Below are 22848 nucleotides of genomic sequence, written 5' to 3' on the forward strand. Positions count from 1 at the left end.
ACCGGCCTCAGAACTCGAACTCTTGGCCGGCTCGCATGTCCGTGTCGGTGTAGAGCGGCGGGGCCTTGGTGCCGGCCTCCGACACCTTGTTCAGCCGGTTCAGCATCGTGTGGATGTAGGTGCGGATCTGTGCGGCGGTCGGGTTGTACTGCGCCGCCACCGGCCTGCCGAGCGGGCCGTTGCCGAGCCTGCTCTCCAGGTCGAGGATCCTCGGGTTGAACGAGTTCCACTCCGTGCGCGCGTCGGACGAGACCGTCTCGATCTCGCTCATCATCCGCGCGGCGGGCGCCGGGTACATGTCGATGCCGGAGCCGTCGATGTCGATGCCGACGTCCTCACCGTGCCCTGGTGGTGGGTTCACGAGCGGCCCTCCAGCTTCTGGGCGTCACCGAGCAGCCGCATGACCGGGTCGAACACCGGGTCGACGTCCTCGCCGCCCCTGGTCTGCGGCAGTGTCTTCTCGGCGATCGTGGTCGCCGCCTTCTCCGCCTCCGCCGCCGCCTCACGCACCGCCGCGACGACCTTGGCCGCCAGCTCGGTGGCGTTGCGCTCGCGGTAGATCCGGGGGTCGATCTCCAGCTCCAGCAGCCGGCCGCGCCCGCCGACCACGGCGGTGACGAGCCCGTCGTCGGAGTAGCCGGTGCCGCGGATGTCGTCGATGCCGTCGCGGATCGCCATGACCTGTTCGGCGAGGCGTTGGTACTCGGCGAAACGGCCGGTCAGCTCTGTGGTCGATCTCTCCACGTCGGACCTCCCCGGTGTCGCGTCGGAGATCCAGGATGACCCGCCACGCTCCCGGCGCCCGCCGCCTGACCGGTTCCGGCCACGGCGACGTCCCGCGCGGTGGGGCACCGGAGTATCCACTGGCATGAGAGGGGTTCTCGCGGCGCTCGTGGTCGTGGCCACGCTGTGCCTGCCGGTGGTCCCGGCCGCTGCCGCACCGCCGGAGGGCGCGTGCCGTGGCGACCCCGAGTCCGCGCGGGACGTCGTCACCCAGCTGCCGTGGGCACAGCAGCTCCTCGATCTGGACCGCACGTGGCCGCACAGCACCGGCGCGGGCGTCACGGTCGCCGTCGTCGACTCCGGAGTGGACGCCGACCACCCGCAGCTCCGGGGAAAGGTGCTGCCCGGCGCGGACTTCTTCCTCGTCGGCGACCTGCCAGGCAACTTCGACTGCGTGTCGCACGGCACCGCCGTCGCCTCGATCATCGCCGCGTCGGCACAGCAGGGCGTCGGCTTCCGGGGTGTCGCACCGGACGCGCGCATCCTGCCCGTGCGCATCACCGACCGCGAGCTGAACGACACCGGCAACGCCACCCCGATCAACCCCGGCATCGTCGCCGACGGCATCCGCTACGCCGCGGACAGCGGTGCCTCGGTGATCAACCTGTCCCTGTCCGGGTACGGGGACTTCCCCGCCATCCGCGACGCCGTCGCGTACGCGCGGTCGAAGGACGCGCTGCTGGTCGCGGCGGTCGGCAACCGGGACGACCAGGGCGCCGTGCCGTCCTTCCCCGCCTCCTACGACGGGGTGCTCGGTGTCGGCTCGGTCGACATCGACGGCCTCCGCGCGCAGGGCTCGCAGGTCGGCCCGTACGTGGACCTGGTGGCGCCCGGCCAGGACGTGCTCGCCGCGTCGCGGGTCGCGGGCCACCACTACTGGGCAGGCACGAGCTTCGCGGCTCCGTTCGTCTCCGGGATCGCCGCGCTGGTCAGGGCCGCCTACCCCCGGCTGTCCGCACCGGAGGTCGCCGCGCGGCTGATCGCGACCGCGGACCCGGCGCCGGGCGGCCGGAACAGCCTCGAGTACGGCGCGGGCCTCGTCGACCCGTACCGGGCGGTCACCGAGCGCCTGACCGACCGTGAGCCGCTCGCCGAGCCGGGGGTGTCACCGAAGCCGCCGGACACCTCGGCGCTGCGCGAGTCGGCGTGGTGGGCGGACATGGGTGCAGGCGCGAAGATCGGCGCGGGCATGGTGGTCGTGGCGATCGTCGGCGCGGCGATCCTGGCGGTCGCGCTGCCGAGGGCCCGTCGCAGGCGCTGGGCCGCCGCCCGTCGCCCGGCCCTGCCCGACACCCCGGGTCGCGTGGAGACACCGGACCAGGTCTTCCTGTTCCCCACCGGGGGAAGAACGCCCTAGACACGGAAACGGCCCCGGGACACCGGTCCCGGGGCCGTTTCCGGCGCACGTCACGCCTGGATGGCGGTGCGTGCCCGCTGCACCGCGCCACGCAGCTCCTGCTCGGCGTTCTCGACGGCCTGCATCAGGTTCTGCAGGAAGAGCTCGTTCTCCTCGCCGTACTTGCTGAAGTCCGCGTTGCGGAACTGGTTGGCGTCACCGGCCTCGTCGGCCCAACCCATGGCCATGGTGTTGGTGGTGAAGCTCATCCAGTCGCCTCGGTTGGTCGCCAGGCTGTTCTGCGCGGTGAGGATGGCCTGCCGCAGGTCCTGCAGGTGCTCGAACTTGACTGAGATCGCATCGGGGTTCACGTGGTCGGCTCCCTCGGTCAGTGGCCGTTGATGGCGTTGATGAGCGTGTACGCGTCGTCGTCGGCCTGGATGCTGACGTTGTGGGCCGTGTTCGTGCCCTCCGAGATGCTGCCCGCGTCCTGGGCGTTGACGCCGATGTAGCCGGAGATCTCCTGGTGCTTCTGGTCGAACGCCAGCTTGGCGCGACCGCCCCACACCGCCTTCACCATGTCCGCGATGCCGGTCATCTGCTTCTCGTAGTCCATGATCGACGTCTGGACGTCGGCGGACCGGCTGACAGCCGTCGTCATCGCGGTCTGTTCGACGTGGATGTTGTCGAAGGCCATGCTCACTCCCTCACAAGTGCACCTGTGCCTGTGTCGTCCCGGACAGCGACGACCTGCCAGCACGCTAGGTCGCGCGCGCGACCCGGAGACCGGCTCCGGCACCTTCCTGCCACGGCGAACACCGCGCCGGGACCGCCGGTCAGGATCGGACGCGTACGAATCCGCCCTGAGGAGGTCGCCGTGGGGACCGTGGTCGTGCGACGTCCGCTGCGCAGACCCGCGCCGGAGATGCCCGCGGGCGAGCTGGTCCTCGACCCGCCGCCGGAGATCCCGCCGCCGGCGGGCAGGCAGTGGCAGCAGGTGCTCATGGTGCTGCCGATGGTCCTCATGATGGGCGCGATGATCCTGCTGTTCAGCACGGGTTTCGGCGGCAACGGCGGCGCGTTCGTGACGATCCGCTTCGTCGTGTTCGGCATGTTCGGCGTCGCCATGCTGCTGATGGTCGGCGCCGCGCTCATGCAGGGCGGCGGCCCGAGCAAGCGGGAGATGGGTTACGCCCGCAGGATGTACCTGCGTTCCCTCGCCCAGCACCGGGTTCGGGTCGGCCGCACGGCACGACGGCAGCGCGAGGCGCTGTGGTACCTGCACCCGGACCCGACGGTACTGTGGTCGGTCGCCGCGAGCTTCCGGCTGTGGGAGCGGCGGCGCGGTGACCCGGACTTCGGCGTCGCACGCATCGGCGTCGGCGCCCAGACCCTTGCCACGGAGCTGATCGCGCCGGACACCAAGCCGATGGAGCAGCTGGAACCGTTGTCGGCGCTGGCGTTGCGGCGGTTCATCACCACCTACTCGTCGGTGCCCGACCTGCCGCTCGCGATGGCGGTCAACGGGTTCAGCCGCGTGTACCTGCGTGGCGGCGACCGCGTCGACGGGCTCGTGCGTGCGATGTTGTGCCAGCTCGCGACGCTGCAGTCCCCCGACGACCTGCGCATCGCCGTGTGCGTCAGCCCCGAGCGGCGCGGTGAGTGGGAGTGGCTGAAGTGGCTGCCGCACGCGCTGCACCCGGAACGCTCCGACGCGCTCGGTCCGCTGCGGCTCGTCGCCCCGACGATCACCATGCTCGAGGCGGTGCTGGAGGACCTGCTCGGCGACCGCCCGAGGTTCGACCCGGAGGACGGCGTCACCCGCGTCGGCGGCCCGCACCTGGTCGTGGTGCTCGACGGCGGCGAGACCGCGGGCTCGGACCACCTGATGGCGGGGAACGGCGTCGAGGGCGCCACGGTCGTCGACCTCACGACCCCGCCGCCGCGCGCACCCGACCGGTCGGCGGTCGTGCTGCACGTGGCGGGCGACGGCACGCTCACCAGCTCCACCGCCGACGGCGAGATCGACCTCGGCCGCGCCGACACGCTGCCGACGGCCAGCGCGGAGGCACTCGCCCGCCAGCTCGCGCCGCTGCGGCTCACCGAGGGCGCACGCGGTGAGCAGCCGCTCACGGCCGAGCTGGGCCTCGAGGAGCTGCTCGACCTCGGCGACCCGTACGCGTTCGACCCGCTCGACACGTGGGTGCCGCGCCCCAACCGCGACCGGCTGCGCGTGCTGTTCGGCATCCGGCCGGACGGCACCCCCATCGAGCTGGACCTCAAGGAGTCCGCACAGGACGGCATGGGTCCCCACGGCCTGCTGATCGGCGCCACGGGGTCCGGCAAGAGCGAGCTGCTGCGCACCCTCGTGCTCGCACTCGCCATCACGCACCCGCCGAACTCGCTGAACTTCGCGCTCATCGACTTCAAGGGCGGCGCCACGTTCACCCGGCTGGACCGCCTCCCGCACACCAGCGCCGTGATCACGAACCTCGTCGACGAGCTGCCACTGGTCGACCGCATGGCCGACGCCATCAACGGCGAGCTGATCCGCCGCCAGGAGCTGCTGCGCGCGGCGGGCAACTTCGCCTCGCTGCGCGACTACGAGAAGGCCCGCGCGGCGGGTGCCCCGCTGCCCGAGGTGCCGACGCTGTTCGTCGTGGTCGACGAGTTCTCCGAGCTGCTCTCCGCCCGCCCGGACTTCATCGACAACTTCGTCCAGATAGGACGCGTCGGCCGGTCGCTCGGCGTGCACCTCCTCCTCGCCAGCCAACGACTCGAGGAGGGGCGGCTGCGCGGGTTGGACACGCACCTGTCCTACCGGATCGGCCTGCGGACCTTCTCCGACATGGACTCCCGCACGGTGCTGGGCGTGTCCGACGCGTTCTCCCTTCCCCGCGCCCCTGGACACGGCTTCCTGCGGTACGGCGACGAGCCGATGGCGCGGTTCCGGTCCGCGTACGTGTCCGGTGTGCACCGTGCCGACCAGCCGCACGACACGCAGGTGAGCGGGCCGGAACCGTTGGGGCTCAACGTGTACTCGACCACCTACGTGGCGCCCGCGGTCGCCGAGGAAGAAGACGACGCCGACGCCGACGCGGTCGACGACGACGCGATCGGCGAGAGCCTGCTGGACATCCTCGTCGAGCGGATCGCCGGCCGGGGTGTGCCCGCACACCAGGTGTGGCTGCCGCCGCTTTCCGTACCGCCGACCGTGGACCAGGTGCTCGGCGACCTGGTGGCCGACCCGGTCCGCGGGTTGCGGCCCGCCGAGTCGGAGCACAACGGCGCGCTGCGTGCCGTGTTCGGCGTCGTGGACCGGCCGCTCGACCAGCGCCGCGACCAGCTCGTGCTGGACCTGTCCGGCGCGGCGGGCCACGGTGTCGTCGTCGGCGGCCCGCAGTCGGGCAAGAGCACCGCGCTGCGGGCGATGATCACGAGCCTCGCACTGACCAACACCCCGCGCGAGGTGCAGTTCTACTGTCTCGACTTCGGTGGCGGCGCACTCGCCTCACTGCGCGACCTGCCGCACGTCGGCGGCGTGGCCGGACGGCAGAACGCGGGCGCGGTACGCAGGACCATCGCCGAGGTGGCCACGGTGCTCGCGGAGCGGGAGCGGCGGTTCGCCGAGCTCGACGTGGACGGCATGCCCGCCTACCGGGCGCTGCGCGAGCAGGGCGGGGTGGACGACCCGCACGGCGACGTGTTCCTGGTGGTCGACGGCTGGCTGACGCTGCGCAAGGACTTCGAGGACCAGGAGGAGATCGTCGGCAGCATCGCGATGCGCGGCCTCGCCTACGGCGTCCACGTGATCGCGTCGTGCGCACGCTGGTTCGACCTGCGCCCCCAGGTCCGGGACCTGCTCGGCAGCCGCGTCGAGCTGCGGCTCGGCGACCCGATCGACACGATGATCGACCGCACCGGCGCGCTGCGGGTGCCGGAGAACGCACCGGGGCGGGGACTCGCCCCCTCCAAGCACCAGGCACTCACCGCGCTGCCCCGCGTCGACGGGCGGTCCACCGTCGACGACCTCGCCGCGGGCGTGGCGCAGCTCGTCGAGGCGGTCCGAGGCGCGTGGCGCGGGGGACCCGCACCACAGGTCCGGATGCTGCCCGGCCACCTCCCCTACGAGACGCTGCCCCCGGACGACCCCACCACCCGCAGGCTGTCGGTCGGCATCGCCGAGTCCGACCTCGCGCCGGTGCGGCTCAACCTGGACGCGGACGCGCACGTGCTGGCGCTCGGCGACGCCGAGTCCGGCAAGACCACGTTCATCCGGGCGCTCGTGCGGCGGATCGTGGACACCCACACCCCGGCACAGGCGCGGATCCTGCTCGTCGACCACCGCAGGAGCCTGCTCGGCGAGGTGCCCGCGGAGTACCTGCTCGGGTACGGCACCGACAACGCGTCGACCACCAAGCTCGTCGCCGCGACGGCCCAGGGCGTCCGGGGCAGGCTGCCCGGCCCGGAGGTCACGCCGGAGCAGCTGCGTGGCCGGAGCTGGTGGACCGGACCGGAGCTGTACGTGCTGGTCGACGACTACGACCTGGTGACGACGTCCGCCGCCAACCCGCTGCTGCCGCTCGCCGAGTTCCTCGCGCAGGGCAGGGACATCGGGCTGCACGTGGTCGTCACCCGGCGCATGGGTGGCGCGGGCCGCGCGTTGTTCGAGCAGTTCCTCACCCGGCTGCGCGATGTCGGCGCCATCGGCCTGCTGATGTCCGGCGACAAGAACGAGGGTCAGCTCATCGGCGGCCACAAGGCGGAGGCACTGCCGCCTGGACGGGCGAAGCTCGTCACCCGCCGTGGCGATCCGCAGCTCGTGCAGCTCGCGTGGCTGCCACCGACCGAGTGAGACGCAGTGAGTCCGGTCTACTGAGGAGGGAAAATGGCACCACCGACACCGATACCGATGCCGTCGGCCACACCGCCATCGTCGTCCGAGCCGTCGGAGCCACCCGCGGAGCCGTCACCGTCTCCAGGCCCCCCGGCGCCCGGTTCGGAGCCGGGCGCGGACCCGGGAGTTCCCGCGGACGGCGAGAGGATCCACGGGATCCCCGGCGTGATGGAGGGCACCGACATCAGGGGCCCGGGTCTGATGGCGATGGACGCCGAAGCGGACCTCCAACCGGGCATGGAAGAAGGCATCGCCTTCGTCGCCAAGGACCGCGACGCCATGACACGGCTGACCAAGTTCTTCGGTGACACCAACATCGGGTACGACGCGTACACCAACACGGCGCGCAACGCGGGCCACAGCTACCTCGCGTCCGATGATGCCGCCTCGGCCCGCATCAACGACATCACCCAGAACATCTACCGGTAGAGGGACACCATGCCCAATTACACAGAGATGTCCCTCGACCAGCAGGTCCCGATGCTCACCCAGGAGTCGCTCAACATCCGCCTTCTCTCGGCCAAGAGCGCGATGTGGCAGATGGCGGGCGCCGAGCTGGACGAGAGCGGCAGGATTCTCGGGCAGGAGACCGACAACCTCGAACCGGCCTGGACGGACGAGGCAGGCACCGGCTTCGTCGAGCACGCCCGCAACACAAGGCGGGTCGTCGACACCTGGGCGCAGAACATCACCGACGCCAAGCCGAACGTCACGCTCGACAGGATCGCGAGCCTCATCCCGAACGCGCTCTCCACCGCACAGGCCAACAAGGCGCTGTTCGACCAGTACTGGGGCCAGCTCGGTCTGAACCCGACCGGGCCCGGCATGAGCAGGGACGAGGCCGAGGCCCAGTACCGCAGGCCGAGCGGCCTTCTGATGAACCAGATCGCCGAGCTGTACACACAGGCCGGCACCGCGGTGGACCAGGCGACCAGCGGCGGCAACTACGAGGGCCTGAACACCGCGCTCGCCCAGGACGGCGGTAACCCGCGTGTGGGTGGCGGCGGCGGAGGGGGTGGCGGCGGCCTGACCGGCGGGGCACCGACGGGCACTCCCGCGGTCACCGCCGACCTCGGCGCCGCGAACGCGGGGATCGACCCCGCGACCGGCCTGCCCATCGACCCGGCGACGGGCCTCCCGATCGATCCCGCGACGGGCCTGCCGATCGACCCGGCGACCGGTCAGCCCGTCGACCCGACCGGCGCCGCCGCGCGTCTGGCCGGTGGTGGCGGTGGTGCCGACACGGCCGGGTTCGACGCGGCAGGCCTCGGTCCCGTCGGCGCGGCAGGCGGCGGGGCGAACCCGGAGCTGAGCGGTGGTCTCGGCAGCGCACCGGTCGTCCCGCCGACCCCGGTCGGCGTGGCCGGCCTGCCCGGTGGCACCGGCGGGGTCGGGACGATCCCGCCGATCCCACCCGTCGGCCCGATCGGGGGTGGCGGCGGTCCCGGAGGCGGCCCGGGCGGCGGCCCCATCGGTGGTCTCGGTGGTCTCGGTCCGGTCGGTGGTCTCGGTGGTCTCGGTCCCGTGGGTGGTCTCGGCAACGGCCGCCCGGGCGGCGGCGGCATCGGCGGCCTCGGCCCGGTCGGCGGTGGTGGCGCCAAGCTGCCGGGCGTGAGCCTCGGCGGCGGTGGCAGCACGATCCCCGCCGCCGGGACCCCGTTCCAGGCACCTGCCGGTACCGGCCCGAGCGGCGCGGCACCGGTGACACCGTCACTGGCCTCGACGGCAGGCGGCGGCTCGGCGGGCTCCGCCGGCGGCGGCATGCCGCCGATGATGCCGCCGATGGGCATGGGTGGGGCCGGTGCGGGTGGCGGCCCGGGTGCCGGCCCGACGTCCCGGCAGGGCGGCAACAACAAGAACCGCCGCAGGGAGGTCGTCACCCCCGGCCTGCCGGTCATGTTGAGCGGCAAGGCGGGCCAGCCGGACATGGGCGCGTTCGCGGGCCGAGGTCGGCGGCAGGTGGCCGAGTCCGACGTGCCCACCACCGTCCAGCTCATCGACGAGGATCTCTGGCAGGTGGAACAGAAGCCCGTCGCCGACGAGCGGGTGGTCCGCAGGGCGCACTGACAGCACGCACGAAACGGGCCCCGAGAAGTCTCGGGGCCCTTCGTCGTGGTCTACCTCTGCAGCGCGGCCTCGTGGCTGAGTCCCGAGCCCGTCGGGATGCGCGCCACCAGCCCGGCGGGCATGCGAACCGGCGTGATGCCGTCGTAGCCGAGGACCTTCAGCACGTCGACCGAGGCGAGCGGGTAGGCCATGCCCTGGTCGGTCACGACGAGGTAGGTCCCCCTCGGGGTGTCCGGCGACGGCGCGGCCTCCACGACCGCGGCCCGTCCCGGCGGCACCAGGACCCGGTCCGCGAGCACCGCGCCCTGTGCGGTGCGCCTGGGTGTCGCCGCCATGGGGTCCACCTCGGGCATCACGGGCGAGAGCGTCATGGTCGGCTCCGCGGCCCTCGGCGTGAACGTCAGGCACACGGTGGCCCCGTCGTCGGCACGCACGAACTCGGGCCGTTCGGCGGGCGGGTCACCCGGTTTCTCCGGCCCGGCCGACGGTTGCGGCGCCCCACTCGCCTCGATCAACCCCATCGGCAGGGCCTTCGGCTCCGCGTTCGGGTACGCCGCGGCCGTCGCCTGGTAGGCGCGCTGGATGTCGTACTGCAGCTCGGTGATCGGCAGCAGCTGCCCGACCTCCGCGAGGTAGTACTGGACGCCCTCGGACGTGGACACGGCGAAGAGCTGTCCGGCCCGGACGTCCGGGCGCACGACCTGCGCGGGCTGCCCCATCCCCGCCACGGGGATCGGCGCGATCGGCCGGCCCGCCGGGATGGACTCGATGACCGCGGGGCTCACCCGCACCGCGGGCGTCGCCCGCAACGCGAGCCCGACCGCGAGTCCGTCCGGCTTGCTGACCAGGTGCCGGTAGCCACGCAGCAGCAGGTAGCGCTCCCCGGTCTCCGGCACGTCCGCGAGCACGGCCCGGTTCCCCATCGCCATGCCGCCGTGCGTCGGCTGCCCGACCATCAGCACGGACGTCGGCACGACCGTGCCCGTCAGGTCCGGCGCGGGCTGCGAGCACATCGTCCACCCGTCCCGGAGCAGGCCGTCCTGCGCGGGCAGGGCGTCCGGGGCGTCCGGGATGCCGATCCGGGGGCCACGCGGCACACCGGACAGCGAGTCCCGCGACACGCTGACGGTGGCCGCGTGGTCGTCGAGCGCGAGCAGCGCGGAGGTGTAGTTCTCGACCGGGTGCAGCCGCCCGTCCAGGTAGACGTAGCGCGTGCCGGTCTCCTCCTCGACGATGACCTTCTTGCCGTCCGCCCACGCCTGGTTGCCGCCCGGGTTGAGCACCCCGTACACGCCGACCGCGGCCAGCGCGATCACGGCGATGGCGATACCGCCGAACGCGGCGCTCACCGGCTTGCGGAAGGGCGGCTGCTCTGGGTCGGTCTCCCTGGTGACCAGCGCGGAGATGACCCGCTGGACCAGGAACTGGTAGGCGTGGAGCTGGTCGCGCTTGGAGGCCATGTCAGCCGCCCAGCCCGCGCACGTAGCCGTACAGGCCGAGCACCGAACACGTCACGGGCACGATGGCGAGCACGAGCAGCATCTCCAGGATCTCGGCGTAGCGGCCGAAGTAGGGGCTGGGCTCGCGGGTGCTGTGCAGGACACCCAGCAGCGCGGCCACGATGCCGGCGAGCAGCAGCACGGGGCCCGCCATCGCCAGGAGGTCGTCCCGGTCGGACATGAGCGGCCCGAGACCCAGGCAGACACCCCCGGCCAGACCGGCGACCAGCAGTGGCACCCGCTGCCGCACGATCGGGTAAAGCCTGGCCCGTAACAGGAAGCCGACGGTCAGGATCATCACGAGGATGAGGCCCGCCTCGCTACCGCTGGTGATCAGCAGTACTTCGCAGGGGACCACGACGGTGGCGAGGCCGCCGACCATGCCGGTGAGCAGCCCGTCGGCCCGCATCACCGCCGCGTAGACGGCGGCCCTGGCCGGCTGGGGGTCGTCCCTGAGCAGGTCGGCAGCGGCCTTGGGCAGGACGGGCATCGGCACCCGCGACAGCCGGATCGACAGGGGTGCCAGCACGGGGGAGAACGCGAGCCCGACGCCCGCGATGAGCGCGCCTGCCTCGTAGCCCTCGAGCGAGTCGAGGGTCGCGAGCCAGCCGCCGACCACGGTGAGCACTCCGACCGTTGCCGCGCCGACGAACAACGCGGCCCGGTCGACGACGCCCAGCAACGCCACCATGGCGGCGAGCAGTAGCCCCGCACCGGCCCCGAGCAGCTGCGGCGCACCGAGCGCGTCGAGCGCCCGGTCACCGGCGAAGGCGAGCCCGCCCCCGGCGAAGGCGAACGGCAGGGCGACGGCCGCGGCCATGGCCCCGGCACCGGTGTCGCCCGCGGCCCGCGCGAGGAGCAAAGCCGTGGCCAGCAACAGGGACGCGACGCCGATGGACCACCAAGCGGGCCCGCTCCACGGCGGTCCGGACCGGGCGACGGCGCCGAGCGCCAGCACGACCCCGAGCGCCCCGACGGCGAGCCCGGTGGCACGCGTGTGCTTCGGCCCCCAGGCGCCGCCGGTGCGGGCGGACCCCGTGGCGATGGCGTCGACGAGGTCGTCGTACTCCAGCTCGGGCCAGTCGGTGTGGGCGTGGGTGAGGTGCAGGACCTCGCCGTCCCGGACGCGCTGGGCGGCGAGCGTGCGAGCGGAGTCCAGTGTGGCGCCGTCCGCGCGACGCAGCACCCAGCCGCCGGCGAGGGCACCCAGGTCGGCGAGGTCCTCCCCGGCGTGCCTGAGTAGCCCGGGCAGCAGCTCGGCGAGGGGAGCACGCTCCGGAAGTGCGAGGTCGATCCGTCGCGCGGGCGCCGCGACGGTCACCCTGACGAGGCCAGTGGTGTTCATGGTCGAGTTCCTGACGTCCCGTGCGTCAGCTTCCTGCCGACGGTGCCACCCGTGTCGGTGGACCCCTTTACCATGACCGGGCAGGTGCATCCGGGGAACGGGCTCGGCAGCTAGCGGACACGCCGCGGGAGGGTGGCACTCGTGTTGGTTCCGGTAGGCCACGATCTGGGCGTCTTCCACGACGGTGCCGGCAGCCCGCCGGTGCACCAGGTGCGCGTGGGAGCCGAGCTGGTGGAGCTGTCGGTCGCCGAGTACGAGGAGTGGACGGCGGCGAGTTCGCCCGCGCTGGAGTCGAGAGGCCTGCTGGCGAGCACCGACGACCCGATCGCGTTCGCGTCCGCCCACCGCCTGCTGCCACTGGCGTTGGGCCTGGGCAACACGGTGGAGGAGCCGTGGTTGTTCTCGGCAGGCCTGTTGTACCAGCCATTGGTGGCGATGACCGGCCCGCTGTACGACCTGTGGCAGTGGGCGCACCTGTCACCGGACCTGTGGTCGGCGTGCCAAGAGGCGGCGGCGGTCGCCGTGGCCGCGGGAGTGACGACCACCGAGCAGACGGAACCGGCGGAGGTGCTGGCGGGTGCCCTGGAGACGGCACCCCACCTGCTGGCGTCGCGCGTGGCGTGCTTCGACGTACGGACAGAGGGCGTCTGATGACGGTGTTCCCGATAGGCCACTACATGGGCGAACGCCACCCGGAGAGCCTGCACTACGTGCGGGTGGGCCTCGAACACCAGACGATGACGACGGACGAGTTCGGCGTGTGGGTACTGTCCCACCAGGACAGTCCACAGTGGTCGGTTGAGGACGTGGTGCGACTGGCGTCCCAGGCGGAGCTGCCGAACGCCCCGGAGTCGGTCGAAAGACTGCTGTCAGCGGGCCTCCTGGCGCAGGCGACGACACCGGTGGACTTCACCCGCGCCTACCGTCTGTACCCACTGCAGGTGGGCCTGGGCAACACGCCGGAGAACCCGGACGAGTACGCGGTGGGCCTGCCGGACCAGGAGCCCGCGGTGCTGTCGGCGACGGCGTACGAGCTGTGGCAGTGGTCGGCGCTGGCCCCCACGCTGTGGCACACCTGCGAGATAAGGGCGAAGGTGTCGGAGAACCCGGCGGAGGACGAGGCGGCGGGCGTGCTGGCAGACCTGCGCCCGATCCTGGCGAACAGCTGCGGCTACCTGGATGTCCGCCGATGAACGACCTGACGAGGATCGACGACGGCCCGGTGGCGACGGTCTACGCGGGCCACAGGGCGGGCGTACCGGTAGCGGTGAAGGTGTTCCCCAAACGCTTCGACAAACGAACGATGTCAGCTTTCACGAAGGAACAGGCGAAGCTGGCCACGGTGAGAAGAACGACGTCGATCCTGATGGTGGACGGCGTGGAGGAGCTGCCGACAGGCGAGTCGGCGTTACGCATGGAGCTGTGCATCCAGACACTGGCGGCCCTGGTGGAACGAGTGGGCCCCCTGTCGCCGGTGGACGTGGCGGTACTGGGCAAAGCAATGGCGACGGCCCTGTCGGCGGCCCACAGCGTCGGGGTGGTGCACGGTGGCGTGTCCCCCAACAACGTCGTGTTCCGGGAGAACAACGAACCGGCCCTGAGCGACTTCGGCGTGACACTGCGTCAGGCGTTCACAAGGGACCCGTTACACGCGATCGAGTACTTCCCCCCGGAGACCCTGCGCACAGGCACGCTGAACGAACAGACGGACCTGTACGGCCTGGGAGCGGTGCTGCACTTCGCCCTGACGGCCCGCTCCCCCCACCCGGGCCGCCTGGGCGAACAACCAGGCGAACGAGTACTGAGAATCCTGGGCGAACCGGTCCCGGCGATCAACCGCAAGGACGTCCCGGTAGGACTGTCCACGCTGGTAGCGAGGTTGCTGGCGACAACCCCGGAGAACCGTCCCCGCGAGGCGGCCCAGGTAGCGGCCCAACTGACGGCCATGCTCCCGAACCAGCCACCCCCACCCCCGACGGAACACTGGGACGACTTCGACCAGCCACCACTCCCGGCACCCCCCGAAGCCCCACTGGACTTCGACGACTTCGCCCTGAACGTGCCCAACGCGCCGAGAAGCACATGGCCGACGCAGGCCCCGCCACCGCGCGCCCAGTCCCGCCCGTTCACCCCGACACCACCCCGACGGCCAGTGCCGAACACCACGTGGCCACCCCCAGGCCCCCTTCGGGATGTTCCGCAGCTACCTGCGGAGTCGGCGCCACCCAGTTTTGCCCAGGTACCAGATCGGCAGCCCTCTACAGAGCCGACACCTTCGCGGCCGGCGCCTGCCGAACCGTTTGCCCCCGGAACTCCCGCTTTGGTCGAAGATGCCCAGCGATCACCCAGGGAGCCGGAACCGTCCACACCGAACTCCGCCCCGACGCGGGACCCTCGGACGCTCACTGAACCGGCACACGCACCCCTGCAGCCCGTCGATCCGCCACTCAGCAGGGTTCCCGCTCCAGCCCAGGAACCCCCGCTTCCCGTGGAGGAACCTTCCCCACCCACACCACAGGTACTTGCCCCACCGCCGGATCCGCAGCCACTCCTCGAACCGACGCACCCATCGGAAGCGTCCGCCGCTCCGCCTGCCGCCACGGTTCCCAGCTCGGCCCAGGATGCCGCGCGTTCCCTTGCGAAGCCGGTGCCGTCCGCGCCACCGGTGCCTGCTCCGACTCCGGTTTCGCCGTCGTTCCCGCAACCGACGCTCCCCCCAGAGGAATCCGCCCGCCCCCCAGGTGACGCGCTCCCCGCCCGGGCCCAGGATGCCGCACCGGACTCCCGAAAGCGCGCCGAGCCAACGTCCTTGCCGGGCGTAACCCTGGGACCGGCAGCTCCCTCGGTCCAGGAAACCCCACGTCCCAACACAGAACCGAGACCCCGACCCTCCGATGAGGCCGTGGTCCTGCCCGCGCCAGCGGCGGACTCACGCCCCGCCGCGGCCCAGGAACCTCCACCTGTCGAACCAGCCGGGGTAGTGATCCCACCCGCCGACGAGCATGACCCCTCGACCCCGGAACCCCTACTCCCACTCGCACCCCCACTGGTGCCCGCAGAAGTCCCAGCCACAGTCGAGTTCTCGATGCCCCGCCGCGACGGGGTCGTGCTCGGCGGCGCCCGGCCCGGCGAGTTCGACGACGACTTCGGCAGCATGCGGCGCGCGACAGTCCTCGCAGGCCCGCCGCCCGACCAGCCCGGCCGCCGACACGTCCGCTACGACCTGCTGGCCGCTGGGGCACTCCTCCTCGCCCTACTCGCCCTGGTCCCACTCCTGCTCCTCCGCGGAGACCCGGACGAGATGTCCAGCACGCCCAGAGTGCCCTCCGCCGGCGGGTCCGACTCCGGTGGCGCGGTGACCGTCGAACTCGACCAGCCCACCGACCTGACCGACAAGGTCCAGCTCAACTGGAAGGCCACCCGCGACCTCGACTTCGCCGTGGTCGTCGCCGCCGAGGGAGAGACCACCCGGGTGCTCCTCGCCGAGCGGAACCACTCCATGACCATCGACGTGCAGCCCGGCCTCAAGTACTGCTTCCTCGTCCAGGCCTCCGACGGCGACCAGGTCTACGAAAGCGACCCGCAGCCCCTGCGTGGCGCCAGCTGCCGAAAGTAGGGTCAGCCGCCCGAGTGCATCATGTCGGCCCCGGCCGGGACGGTCGGGTCGTCGGGGTCGTCGAGCCAGCCGTACGGGAGCGTGACCTTGCCGCCCGACCCCTGCCGCCCCCGGGGCCCCTCGCCCGCCGCCGGGAACGGCACGTCGGGGTCGAGTTCGGCCAGGTGGATGTCCAGTTCGGCCAGCGACGACACCATGGCCAGCCGTCGGCGGATCTCCGCGCCGACCGGGAACCCCATGAAGTACCACGCCATGTGTTTGCGCAGGTCACGCATGCCCTTGTCCTCGCCGTCATGCTCGACGAGAAGCTCGGCGTGCCGCCGCAGGACCGCGGCCACCGCACCCAGGTTCGGCGCGGCGGGCATCGGCGTCCCGGCGAACGCGGCCTGCAACTCCCCGAACAGCCAGGGACGTCCGAGACACCCGCGCCCCACGACCACGCCGTCACAGCCGGTCTTCTCGACCATGGCCAGCGCGTCGGCCGCGGTGAAGATGTCGCCGTTGCCGAGCACGGGGATGGTCGTGACCGCCTCCTTCAGGCGGGCGATGTGGGTCCAGTCGGCCTGCCCCGAGTAGCGCTGGGCGGCGGTGCGTGCGTGCAGCGCCACCGCGACCGCCCCCTCCGCCTCGGCGATCCGTCCCGCGTCGAGGTAGGTGTGGTGCTCGTCGTCGATGCCGATGCGGAACTTCGCGGTCACCGGCAGGTCCCCGGCCGCCTCGACCGTCGCGCGGATGATGTTCGCGAACAGCCTGCGCTTGTACGGCAGCGCGGCGCCCCCGCCCTTGCGGGTGACCTTGACGACGGGGCAGCCCCAGTTCGTGTCGATGTGGTCGGCCAGCCCCTCGCCCACGATGATCCTGACGGCCTCGCGCATGGTCGCCGGGTCGACCCCGTAGAGCTGCACCGACCGGGGTGACTCGCTCGGGTCGAACGTCATCATGTGCCACGTCTTGGGATCGCGGATGACGAGCGCCCGCGCGGTGATCATCTCGCACACGTAGAGCCCGGCGCCGTACTCGCGGCACAACCGCCGGAACGCGACGTTCGTGATCCCGGCCATCGGCGCGAGCACGACCGGCGGATCGACCTGGTACGGACCGATTCGCAGGGCCTTCGCGACTGCTGCCATGGCTCCATTGTGAGCGGTGGTCGAGCGGGGAACCCGCCCGGGGCCGTCAGGGCGCCACGGCACGCTCGACGCACTCGCGCAGCAGGGCGCGGCGCAGGTCGTGGTCGGCGGAGGGTTCGTCACTGGTGGCGGCGTAGATGCCGCTGGCAGGTGACCAGGCGGACGCCGTGCCGTGGACGAGAGCCAGCAGGCTGACGGGGTCGCCGGACCGCAGCCGTCCTACCGCCTGGGCCTCGGCGATCACCCTGCGTTTCGGCTCGGTGTCGAAGTCCCTGATGACCAGGCCGGGTCCGCTACCGCTTCGTCCTCGACCTGTCCGACCTCGGCTAACCCGTGCGCGAGCGCCCCACCGGCCGGAACGCACTGAAGGCGTCCTTCATGACGCCCAGCGTTACGAAGGCGTCCTTCAGTGCAGTGGGCCGCCGCTACTCGAACAGGGCCTGGATGTCCTCCTTGGTGAGCGTCGGGCTGAAGATCTCGCCGTCGTCCATGACGTTCCTGAACAGCTCCGCCTTCCTGGACTGCAGAGCCATCACCTTCTCCTCGATGGTGTCCTTCGCGATCAGGCGGTAGACCATCACGTTGCGCGTCTGGCCGATGCGGTGCGTCCTGTCGACCGCCTGCGCCTCCGTCGCCGGGTTCCACCACGGGTCAAGCAGGAAGCAGTAGTCCGCCTCCGTCAGGTTCAGGCCGAAGCCGCCTGCCTTCAGGCTGATCAGGAACGCCGAGGCTCTGCCGTCCTTGAACGCGGAGATCACGTTCTGGCGGTTCCGCGTCTTGCCGTCCAGGTAGCAGTAGTCGATGCCTTCCGCGGCCAGCCGCGACTGCACCATCGAGAGGAAGCTCGTGAACTGGCTGAACACCAGGGCCCGGTGCCCACCCGCCACGACGTCCGCGAGCTGTTCCACCAGCGCGTCGATCTTCGCCGACGGCATCGCCGCGTGCTCCTCGTCCACCAACCCCGCGTGCAGGGCGAGCTGACGCAGTGACGTCAACGAGCGCAGGATCGTGAACCTGTTGCCGTTCATGTCGTCCAGCAGCCCGAGTACCTTCTGACGCTCCCGCTGCAGCACCGTCTGGTACAGCTTGCGGTGCCTGGGGGCCAGCTCCACCTCGAGGACCTGTTCCAGCTTCGGCGGCAGGTCGGCCGCCACCTGCTCCTTCGTCCGCCGCTTCATCAGGGGACGCACGCGCCGACGCAGCTGCGCCAGCAGTTCGGTGTCGTTGTCGCGTTCGATCGGGCGGGCGTAGTAGTCGCGGAAGCGGGTCGGGCTGGGGAACAGGCCCGGCGCCGTGATCGACAGCAGCGACCACAGCTCCATCACGTTGTTCTCCATGGGAGTGCCCGTGATCGCGAGCTTCACCGGCGCCGGGACCTTGCGCAGGCTCTGGTACACCTTCGACTGGTGGTTCTTCGTGTACTGCGCCTCGTCCATGATCAGCGCCGACCACGTCTGGTTCGCGTAGTTCTCCGCGTCGAGGCGCAGCAGCGTGTACGAGGTGATGACCACGTCGGCGTCCACGGGCAGCGGGGTGCCCCGGCGGGTCACGGTGGCCACGTTCAGCGTCGGGGCGAACTTCGCCGCCTCCGCCTTCCAGTTGGACACCACACTCGTGGGCGCCACGATCAGGAACGGGTGCTCCGCCCGCGCGTGGCAGATCAACGCGAGCGACTGGAGGGTCTTACCCAGGCCCATGTCGTCGGCGAGGATGCCGCCCAGCCGGTGTTCCCACAGGAACGTCAGCCAGCGGTAGCCGTCCACCTGGTACGGCCGCAGCTGGGCGGTCAGCGTCGACGGCACCTCCGCGGTGGCCGCGGTGGACACGGACAGCAGGCCGTTCACCTGCCGGTCCCACGCCTCCGCCTGCTCCTCCACCACACCGAGCGCGGCCAGCTCGTCCCACAGCGTCGCCTGGTAGCGGCTGAGCTTCAGCGTGCCGTCCGAGGCGTCCTGCAGCGCCCTGGCCTCCTCGATCAGCCGCCGCAACGCCTGCAGCTCCGGCTTCTCCAGCGAGAAGTACCCGCCGTCGGGCAGCAGCAGGTGGGACTGGTCCCTCGCGAGCGCCACGAACACGTCCAGGAACGGGACCTCGCGCCCCTCCGCCCGGATGGTGATGCCCAGGTCGAACCAGTCGTTGTCGCCGGGGATCGCACTCGTGGACACGCCGATCGTCACCGAGTCGCCCACCTCGCGGTAGTCGACCGACTCGCCGTCGACGGAGATGTCCACCTCGGGACGGTCCAGCAGGCGCGGTAACACCTCGGTGGTGAACAGCATCGTGTCTATGCCGCGGATCTCCGACGGCCACAGGGTGCCGTTCGAGCGGAGCCCGAACTGTTCCAGGGGAACGTCGGCCAGGTCCGCCAGCAGCGCCCGCTCCGCCCGTTCGTCACGGTAGGGGGCCACCTGGCCGCTCAGTGAGCTGCGTTCCGCCCTGCCCTCCACCTCGTACGCCCACTCCCAGCGCAGCGCCAGGCGGTGGCCCTCGCCATAGTCCGCGTGCAGTGCCAGCTTGGGGGCGGAGATCGCGAGCGGGGTGAACGAGTCGTCCGAGGACACCACCGGCGCCAGCCTGCGCAGCCGCGGGTAGTACTCGGCCGCGAACTTCCGCTGCTCCTTGAGGGGAATCTCCAGCCTGCGCCCGTGTGCCGTCAGCTGCCGCAACGCGGGAGGGGCCGGGTCCTTGAGACGTGCCAGGGCGAGGCGCCACTCGCGAGGCTCCCTGCTCAGCTCTCCGCGGTCCACGTGGACCACCCCGTGGTCGCCGATGAACGTCACCGGCACCGGGTCCGGGACGGAGGGGATCCGCAGCGCCGGGTCCAGCACCAGGTTCGCGCCCTTGCGGGTGGCGTCCAGCAGCAGCACGGCGTCGTCATGGCGTGCCACGTCACCAAGGCGGACGCGGCTGTGGATGAGCCGCAGACCCAGCTCGTCCGCCTCGGCGAGCATCGGCCACAGGCGCGGGCTGTCGAAGCCCGACAGGTCGATGAAGCGCTCGTCGTAGGAGCCCGACAGGCCGTACAGCTCACGCAGCAGCCGCACGTGGGCGGGTAGGAAATCGCCCTCGAGCCGCGTCCAGCTCAGGCCGCCCGCCACCCAGCCGGATCGGCCCGGACGAACCACGCGTGCGTACGCGCGAGGCTCGCCGGCCAGGGACAGCTCGATCGCCAGCGGGGTCGTGCCCTGGGCGTCCGCGGCCGGGGTCAGCAACGCGTTGAGCGACTGCTCCCACGTCACCTTGGTGCGGCGTGGCGCGCCTGCCACCCGGCCGGCCGCCGTGAGCACCAGCGCCACCACGTGCTTGCAGTCCAGCCCGACGGGACAGTCGCACTCGCCCTCCGCGAACCCGAGAGCCTGTCCGAAGCCGGACGCGAAGTAGGCCGTGGTCGAGTAGACCTCGCCGTGTGAGCCCTGCACGCGGCCACGCACGGCACACGCGGACTCGTCCCAGCGCATGCTGACGACCGCGTGCTTGCGTGCGTAGGCAAGCCCGCGTGCGTAGGACGACGGCCCGGCCGCCTCCTCGAGCCCGATGAGGTCGGCGCCGTCGAGCATGGCGTTCTTCATGGGGGACAAGCTAGCGAGTGACACCGACAGTTTCGGTTTGCCTCGCCAGTGGGGAGGCGAGGAGCCAGGTCACAGCCAGACACGAGACCGCACCGGCCGCCAGCAGTGCCACCCGTGTCCCGGCGACCGCGCCGAGCAGCCCGCCCGACACGGCCGCCGCCGGCATCACGCCCCACATCGTCAGTTCCATGGTCGCGCTGACCCGGCCGAGCAGCTGCGGTGGACACACCGTCTGCCGGATCGTCGCCGACACGACGTTCGTCAGGATGATGCAGAAGCTCGCGACGAAACCGCTGGCCACCCACCACACGAGTCCCCAGCCGGGCGTCGTGAACGCCTGCGCCAGGAACCCGAGCCCCATCAGCGCAGTCCCGTAGACCATCGCCCTGGGGCGGCCGATCCACGTCACCAGCCGCCGGGCCAGGCCGGACGACAGCAGCGCGCCGAGCAACCCCACCGTGCCGAGCAGGCCGATCACGCCGGCGGACAACCCGATGTCCCGGACGAGGAACACCGTGCTCACGGCCATCCCGGCGCCCTGGCCGAGCACGGTCGTCGCGGTCGACAGGGCGATCGGCCGCAACAGGGGACTGTGCCACACGTACCGCACACCCTCCGCGATCTCTCTACCCAGATGACGGTCAGGCGCACGGGTGACCGGCGGCTCGCGATGCCGGATCGCACGCACCCACAGTGCCGACCACAGGAAGGAGACCGCGTCGACCGCGAACACGAACGGCGCCGTCAACAGCTGCACCAGGAACCCGCCCAGGCTGGCACCCGCGAGCGCCGCGACCGAGGCGTTGCCCGCGAGCTTCGCGTTCGCGGGCACCAGTTCGTCCGGCGGGAGCAGACGTGGCAGGTACGTCTGGTGCGCGACCTCGAAGAACACCGTCTGGACGCCGACGAGGAACATCACCAGGTAGAGGTGCCACAGCGTGAGCGCACCGAACAACGCGGCGGCAGGCACCGTCAGCATCAGCACGGCACGCCCGAGGTCGGTCGACAGCAGCACCGGTCGGCACCGGACCCGGTCCACCCAGGCGCCGGCGAGCAGGCCGAACACCAGCCACCCCAGTGTCTCGCACGTCCTGACCAGCGCCACCTCGAACGTGGACGCGTCGAGGTACAGAACCGCGACGAGAGGGGCGGCGAGAAACGTCATACGGGTGCCGAGCTGGTTGACCGCGTCCGCCAGCCACAACCGCCGGAAGTCCATGACAACACCCTAGCAATCGCTAGGGGGTCGCATACTGGGTGCCATGGTGGATCCCGTTCTGCGTGCACTCGGCCATCCGACTCGGCTGCGGATGCTGTCGCTGATGTGGGCAGGCCCGCTCAGCGCCGCGAACCTGGCCGCCGAGCTGGGCATCTCGCACGGCCTGGCCAGCCAGCACCTCCGCACGCTCGACCGCGCGGGCCTGGTCGAGCTGACGGAGGTCCGGCCCAAACGCGGTGGCCGCGAACGCCTGTACCGGACGGTCAAGGGCACGCCGCTCTCCGACCGCACGGATGCGTCGCCCATGTTTACGGAAGCGTTCGTCAACAACATGCGAACGCGGCTGGCCATGCGGGTGCCCGACTCCGCCTCGGCCGTCACGGACGCGGAGCTGTGGCTCACCCCAGAGGTGTGGACCGAGTACCGCAAACGTTTGCTGGAGCTGATGTACGACCTGCACGAGTACGCGGTGCCACCACGCACACCCGGCGCGACACCGATCGGAGTCACCCTGATGGCGTTCGAAATGTTGCCGGGACCGGTCCCCGACAACCCGACCCATACTGAGTGACATGGACTTGCCGACGGTCGAGGAGGAGCGGTGACGTTCTATCCACAGCAGCTGCCCGCCTCGGTCGGCGGCCTGGCGGGCGTGGTGCCGCCTGCACCACCGGGCAGCATCTTCGTGCTGGGTGCCACGGGCGGGTTCGCCGCGCCGCCGAGGGACCGCTTCGAGGTCGTGTTCGGCCGCAGGGAACCGGACGTGCACGTGTGTATCGGAGCGGACGACCCGCGCATGAGCCGCCTGCAGGGCAGGCTGGTCTGCACGGGGACGGAGTGGTGGCTGCGCAACGAGGGCAAGCTGCCGATTCGGCTGCCGCAGTCGCGGTTCCTCCTGTCCGGCAACGAGGTGCCGGTGACCGAGGGCTACAGCCCGCTGTTCATCCGCACGTCCAAGCGCCGCGAGCACCTGCTGGAGGTGCGGGTGGTCGGCACGGGCAGACGCGACACGCTGGTCGGTGCGGACGACGAGACGTCCACGGCTGGTGCGGACATGTGGCCGATCGACGACAACGAGCGGATCGTGCTGGCCGCACTCGCCATGCGGTACCTGCGGCAGGAGCCACATCCGCAGCCGCAGTCGTGGAAGCAGGTCGCGGCCGACCTCAACGGTGCGTCCACCACACACTCGGAATGGACGGAGAAGAAGGCCGCGAACGTGGTGCTGAAGGTGCGGCAGCGGTTGGAGCCGTACGTCTCGGGGCTGAGGCTGGAGGACTGGGGCGACCCGGCAGGCAACATGGTCAACCAGCAGCTCATCCACGAACTGCTGCAGTCCGCGACGCTCCGGCCACCCGACCTGCGCCTACTCGACCAGGACGACTGA

At 71.4% G+C, this 22848-nt stretch carries 19 protein-coding genes and 1 pseudogene; 10 read left to right on the plus strand and 10 right to left on the minus strand.

Annotated elements, in window-relative coordinates; translation table 11 throughout:
- Window positions 1-7: 7 nt before the first annotated feature.
- Window positions 8-361 (minus strand): hypothetical protein, encoded by a 354-nt coding sequence (locus CLV71_RS41845; protein ID WP_133908512.1) that lies wholly within the window; start codon window positions 359-361, stop codon window positions 8-10.
- A complete protein-coding gene (locus CLV71_RS41850; RefSeq protein ID WP_166664476.1) occupies window positions 358-744 on the minus strand; it encodes a YbaB/EbfC family nucleoid-associated protein in 387 nt (128 codons plus the stop codon). The genes CLV71_RS41845 and CLV71_RS41850 overlap by 4 nt, the downstream gene beginning before the upstream one ends.
- 124 nt (window positions 745-868) lie before the next feature.
- Here CLV71_RS41850 and mycP point away from each other — a divergent pair, with 124 nt between their 5' ends.
- Entirely contained in the window at window positions 869-2140 is a 1272-nt protein-coding gene (gene mycP / locus CLV71_RS41855; protein ID WP_133908514.1) for a type VII secretion-associated serine protease mycosin, read from the plus strand.
- A gap of 50 nt (window positions 2141-2190) precedes the next feature.
- Here mycP and CLV71_RS41860 read toward each other — a convergent pair whose 3' ends face one another.
- Together CLV71_RS41860 and CLV71_RS41865 are read right to left on the minus strand one after the other, a co-directional pair.
- Entirely contained in the window at window positions 2191-2490 is a 300-nt protein-coding gene (locus tag CLV71_RS41860) for a hypothetical protein (RefSeq protein ID WP_133908515.1), read from the minus strand.
- A 17-nt stretch (window positions 2491-2507) separates the two neighbouring features.
- Window positions 2508-2816 (minus strand): hypothetical protein, encoded by a 309-nt coding sequence (locus CLV71_RS41865; RefSeq protein ID WP_133908516.1) that lies wholly within the window; start codon window positions 2814-2816, stop codon window positions 2508-2510.
- Between the two features lie 180 nt (window positions 2817-2996).
- Between CLV71_RS41865 and eccCa the strand changes: the two genes are divergently transcribed.
- Genes eccCa through CLV71_RS41880 form a run of 3 tightly spaced genes read left to right on the plus strand, consistent with a single transcriptional unit; the run spans window position 2997 to window position 9083 of the window.
- Window positions 2997-6974, plus strand: a complete 3978-nt coding sequence (gene eccCa / locus CLV71_RS41870; protein WP_133908517.1) for a type VII secretion protein EccCa — start codon at window positions 2997-2999, stop codon at window positions 6972-6974.
- 33 nt (window positions 6975-7007) lie between these two features.
- Window positions 7008-7445: a hypothetical protein gene (locus tag CLV71_RS41875; RefSeq protein ID WP_133908518.1), complete on the plus strand. Its 438-nt coding sequence runs from the start codon at window positions 7008-7010 to the stop codon at window positions 7443-7445.
- A gap of 9 nt (window positions 7446-7454) precedes the next feature.
- The gene (locus CLV71_RS41880; RefSeq protein WP_133908519.1) at window positions 7455-9083 is read left to right on the plus strand and encodes a hypothetical protein; all 1629 of its coding nucleotides are present in this window, start codon (window positions 7455-7457) and stop codon (window positions 9081-9083) included.
- A gap of 50 nt (window positions 9084-9133) precedes the next feature.
- Here the strand turns inward: CLV71_RS41880 and eccB are convergent, their stop codons facing one another.
- Both eccB and eccD read right to left on the minus strand, forming a co-directional pair.
- Window positions 9134-10543 carry a type VII secretion protein EccB gene (eccB, locus tag CLV71_RS41885; protein WP_133908520.1) on the minus strand — a complete coding sequence of 470 codons (1410 nt, stop codon included), beginning with the start codon at window positions 10541-10543 and terminating at the stop codon, window positions 9134-9136.
- A gap of 1 nt (window position 10544) precedes the next feature.
- Window positions 10545-11927: a type VII secretion integral membrane protein EccD gene (gene eccD / locus CLV71_RS41890; protein WP_133908521.1), complete on the minus strand. Its 1383-nt coding sequence runs from the start codon at window positions 11925-11927 to the stop codon at window positions 10545-10547.
- Window positions 11928-12068: 141 nt separating this feature from the next.
- Here eccD and CLV71_RS41895 point away from each other — a divergent pair, with 141 nt between their 5' ends.
- The 4 genes and pseudogenes from CLV71_RS41895 to CLV71_RS49850 all read left to right on the plus strand — a co-directional run bounded on the left by CLV71_RS41895 (window position 12069) and on the right by CLV71_RS49850 (window position 15543).
- Window positions 12069-12578 carry a hypothetical protein gene (locus CLV71_RS41895; RefSeq protein WP_133908522.1) on the plus strand — a complete coding sequence of 170 codons (510 nt, stop codon included), beginning with the start codon at window positions 12069-12071 and terminating at the stop codon, window positions 12576-12578.
- On the plus strand, window positions 12578-13120 hold the full coding sequence (locus CLV71_RS41900) for a hypothetical protein (RefSeq protein WP_133908523.1): 543 nt from the start codon (window positions 12578-12580) through the stop codon (window positions 13118-13120). Before CLV71_RS41895 ends, CLV71_RS41900 begins: the two co-directional genes overlap by 1 nt.
- Window positions 13117-13827, plus strand: a pseudogene (locus CLV71_RS50815) (serine/threonine protein kinase); the annotation flags it as partial. The gene CLV71_RS41900 and the pseudogene CLV71_RS50815, both read left to right, overlap by 4 nt.
- A 1185-nt stretch (window positions 13828-15012) precedes the next feature.
- Entirely contained in the window at window positions 15013-15543 is a 531-nt protein-coding gene (locus CLV71_RS49850) for a hypothetical protein (RefSeq protein WP_243867316.1), read from the plus strand.
- Window positions 15544-15545: 2 nt separating this feature from the next.
- Here CLV71_RS49850 and dusB read toward each other — a convergent pair whose 3' ends face one another.
- From dusB to CLV71_RS41925, 4 genes are all read right to left on the minus strand, one after another.
- Window positions 15546-16673 carry a tRNA dihydrouridine synthase DusB gene (gene dusB, locus CLV71_RS41910; protein ID WP_133908525.1) on the minus strand — a complete coding sequence of 376 codons (1128 nt, stop codon included), beginning with the start codon at window positions 16671-16673 and terminating at the stop codon, window positions 15546-15548.
- 46 nt (window positions 16674-16719) lie between these two features.
- Complete coding sequence (locus tag CLV71_RS50310; protein WP_166664477.1) at window positions 16720-17037, minus strand: hypothetical protein; 318 nt, start codon at window positions 17035-17037, stop codon at window positions 16720-16722.
- A gap of 61 nt (window positions 17038-17098) precedes the next feature.
- Window positions 17099-20242: a DEAD/DEAH box helicase gene (locus tag CLV71_RS41920; RefSeq protein ID WP_133908527.1), complete on the minus strand. Its 3144-nt coding sequence runs from the start codon at window positions 20240-20242 to the stop codon at window positions 17099-17101.
- Between the two features lie 10 nt (window positions 20243-20252).
- Window positions 20253-21461, minus strand: a complete 1209-nt coding sequence (locus CLV71_RS41925; RefSeq protein ID WP_133908528.1) for an MFS transporter — start codon at window positions 21459-21461, stop codon at window positions 20253-20255.
- Window positions 21462-21504: 43 nt separating this feature from the next.
- On the opposite strand from CLV71_RS41925, the gene CLV71_RS41930 reads away from it, so the two are divergent.
- Complete coding sequence (locus CLV71_RS41930) at window positions 21505-22032, plus strand: ArsR/SmtB family transcription factor (protein WP_133908529.1); 528 nt, start codon at window positions 21505-21507, stop codon at window positions 22030-22032.
- A gap of 30 nt (window positions 22033-22062) precedes the next feature.
- Window positions 22063-22848, plus strand: a complete 786-nt coding sequence (locus CLV71_RS41935) for an FHA domain-containing protein (RefSeq protein ID WP_208297997.1) — start codon at window positions 22063-22065, stop codon at window positions 22846-22848.

Origin of the sequence: Actinophytocola oryzae (assembly GCF_004364325.1) — a bacterium.
GTDB lineage: Bacteria > Actinomycetota > Actinomycetes > Mycobacteriales > Pseudonocardiaceae > Actinophytocola > Actinophytocola oryzae.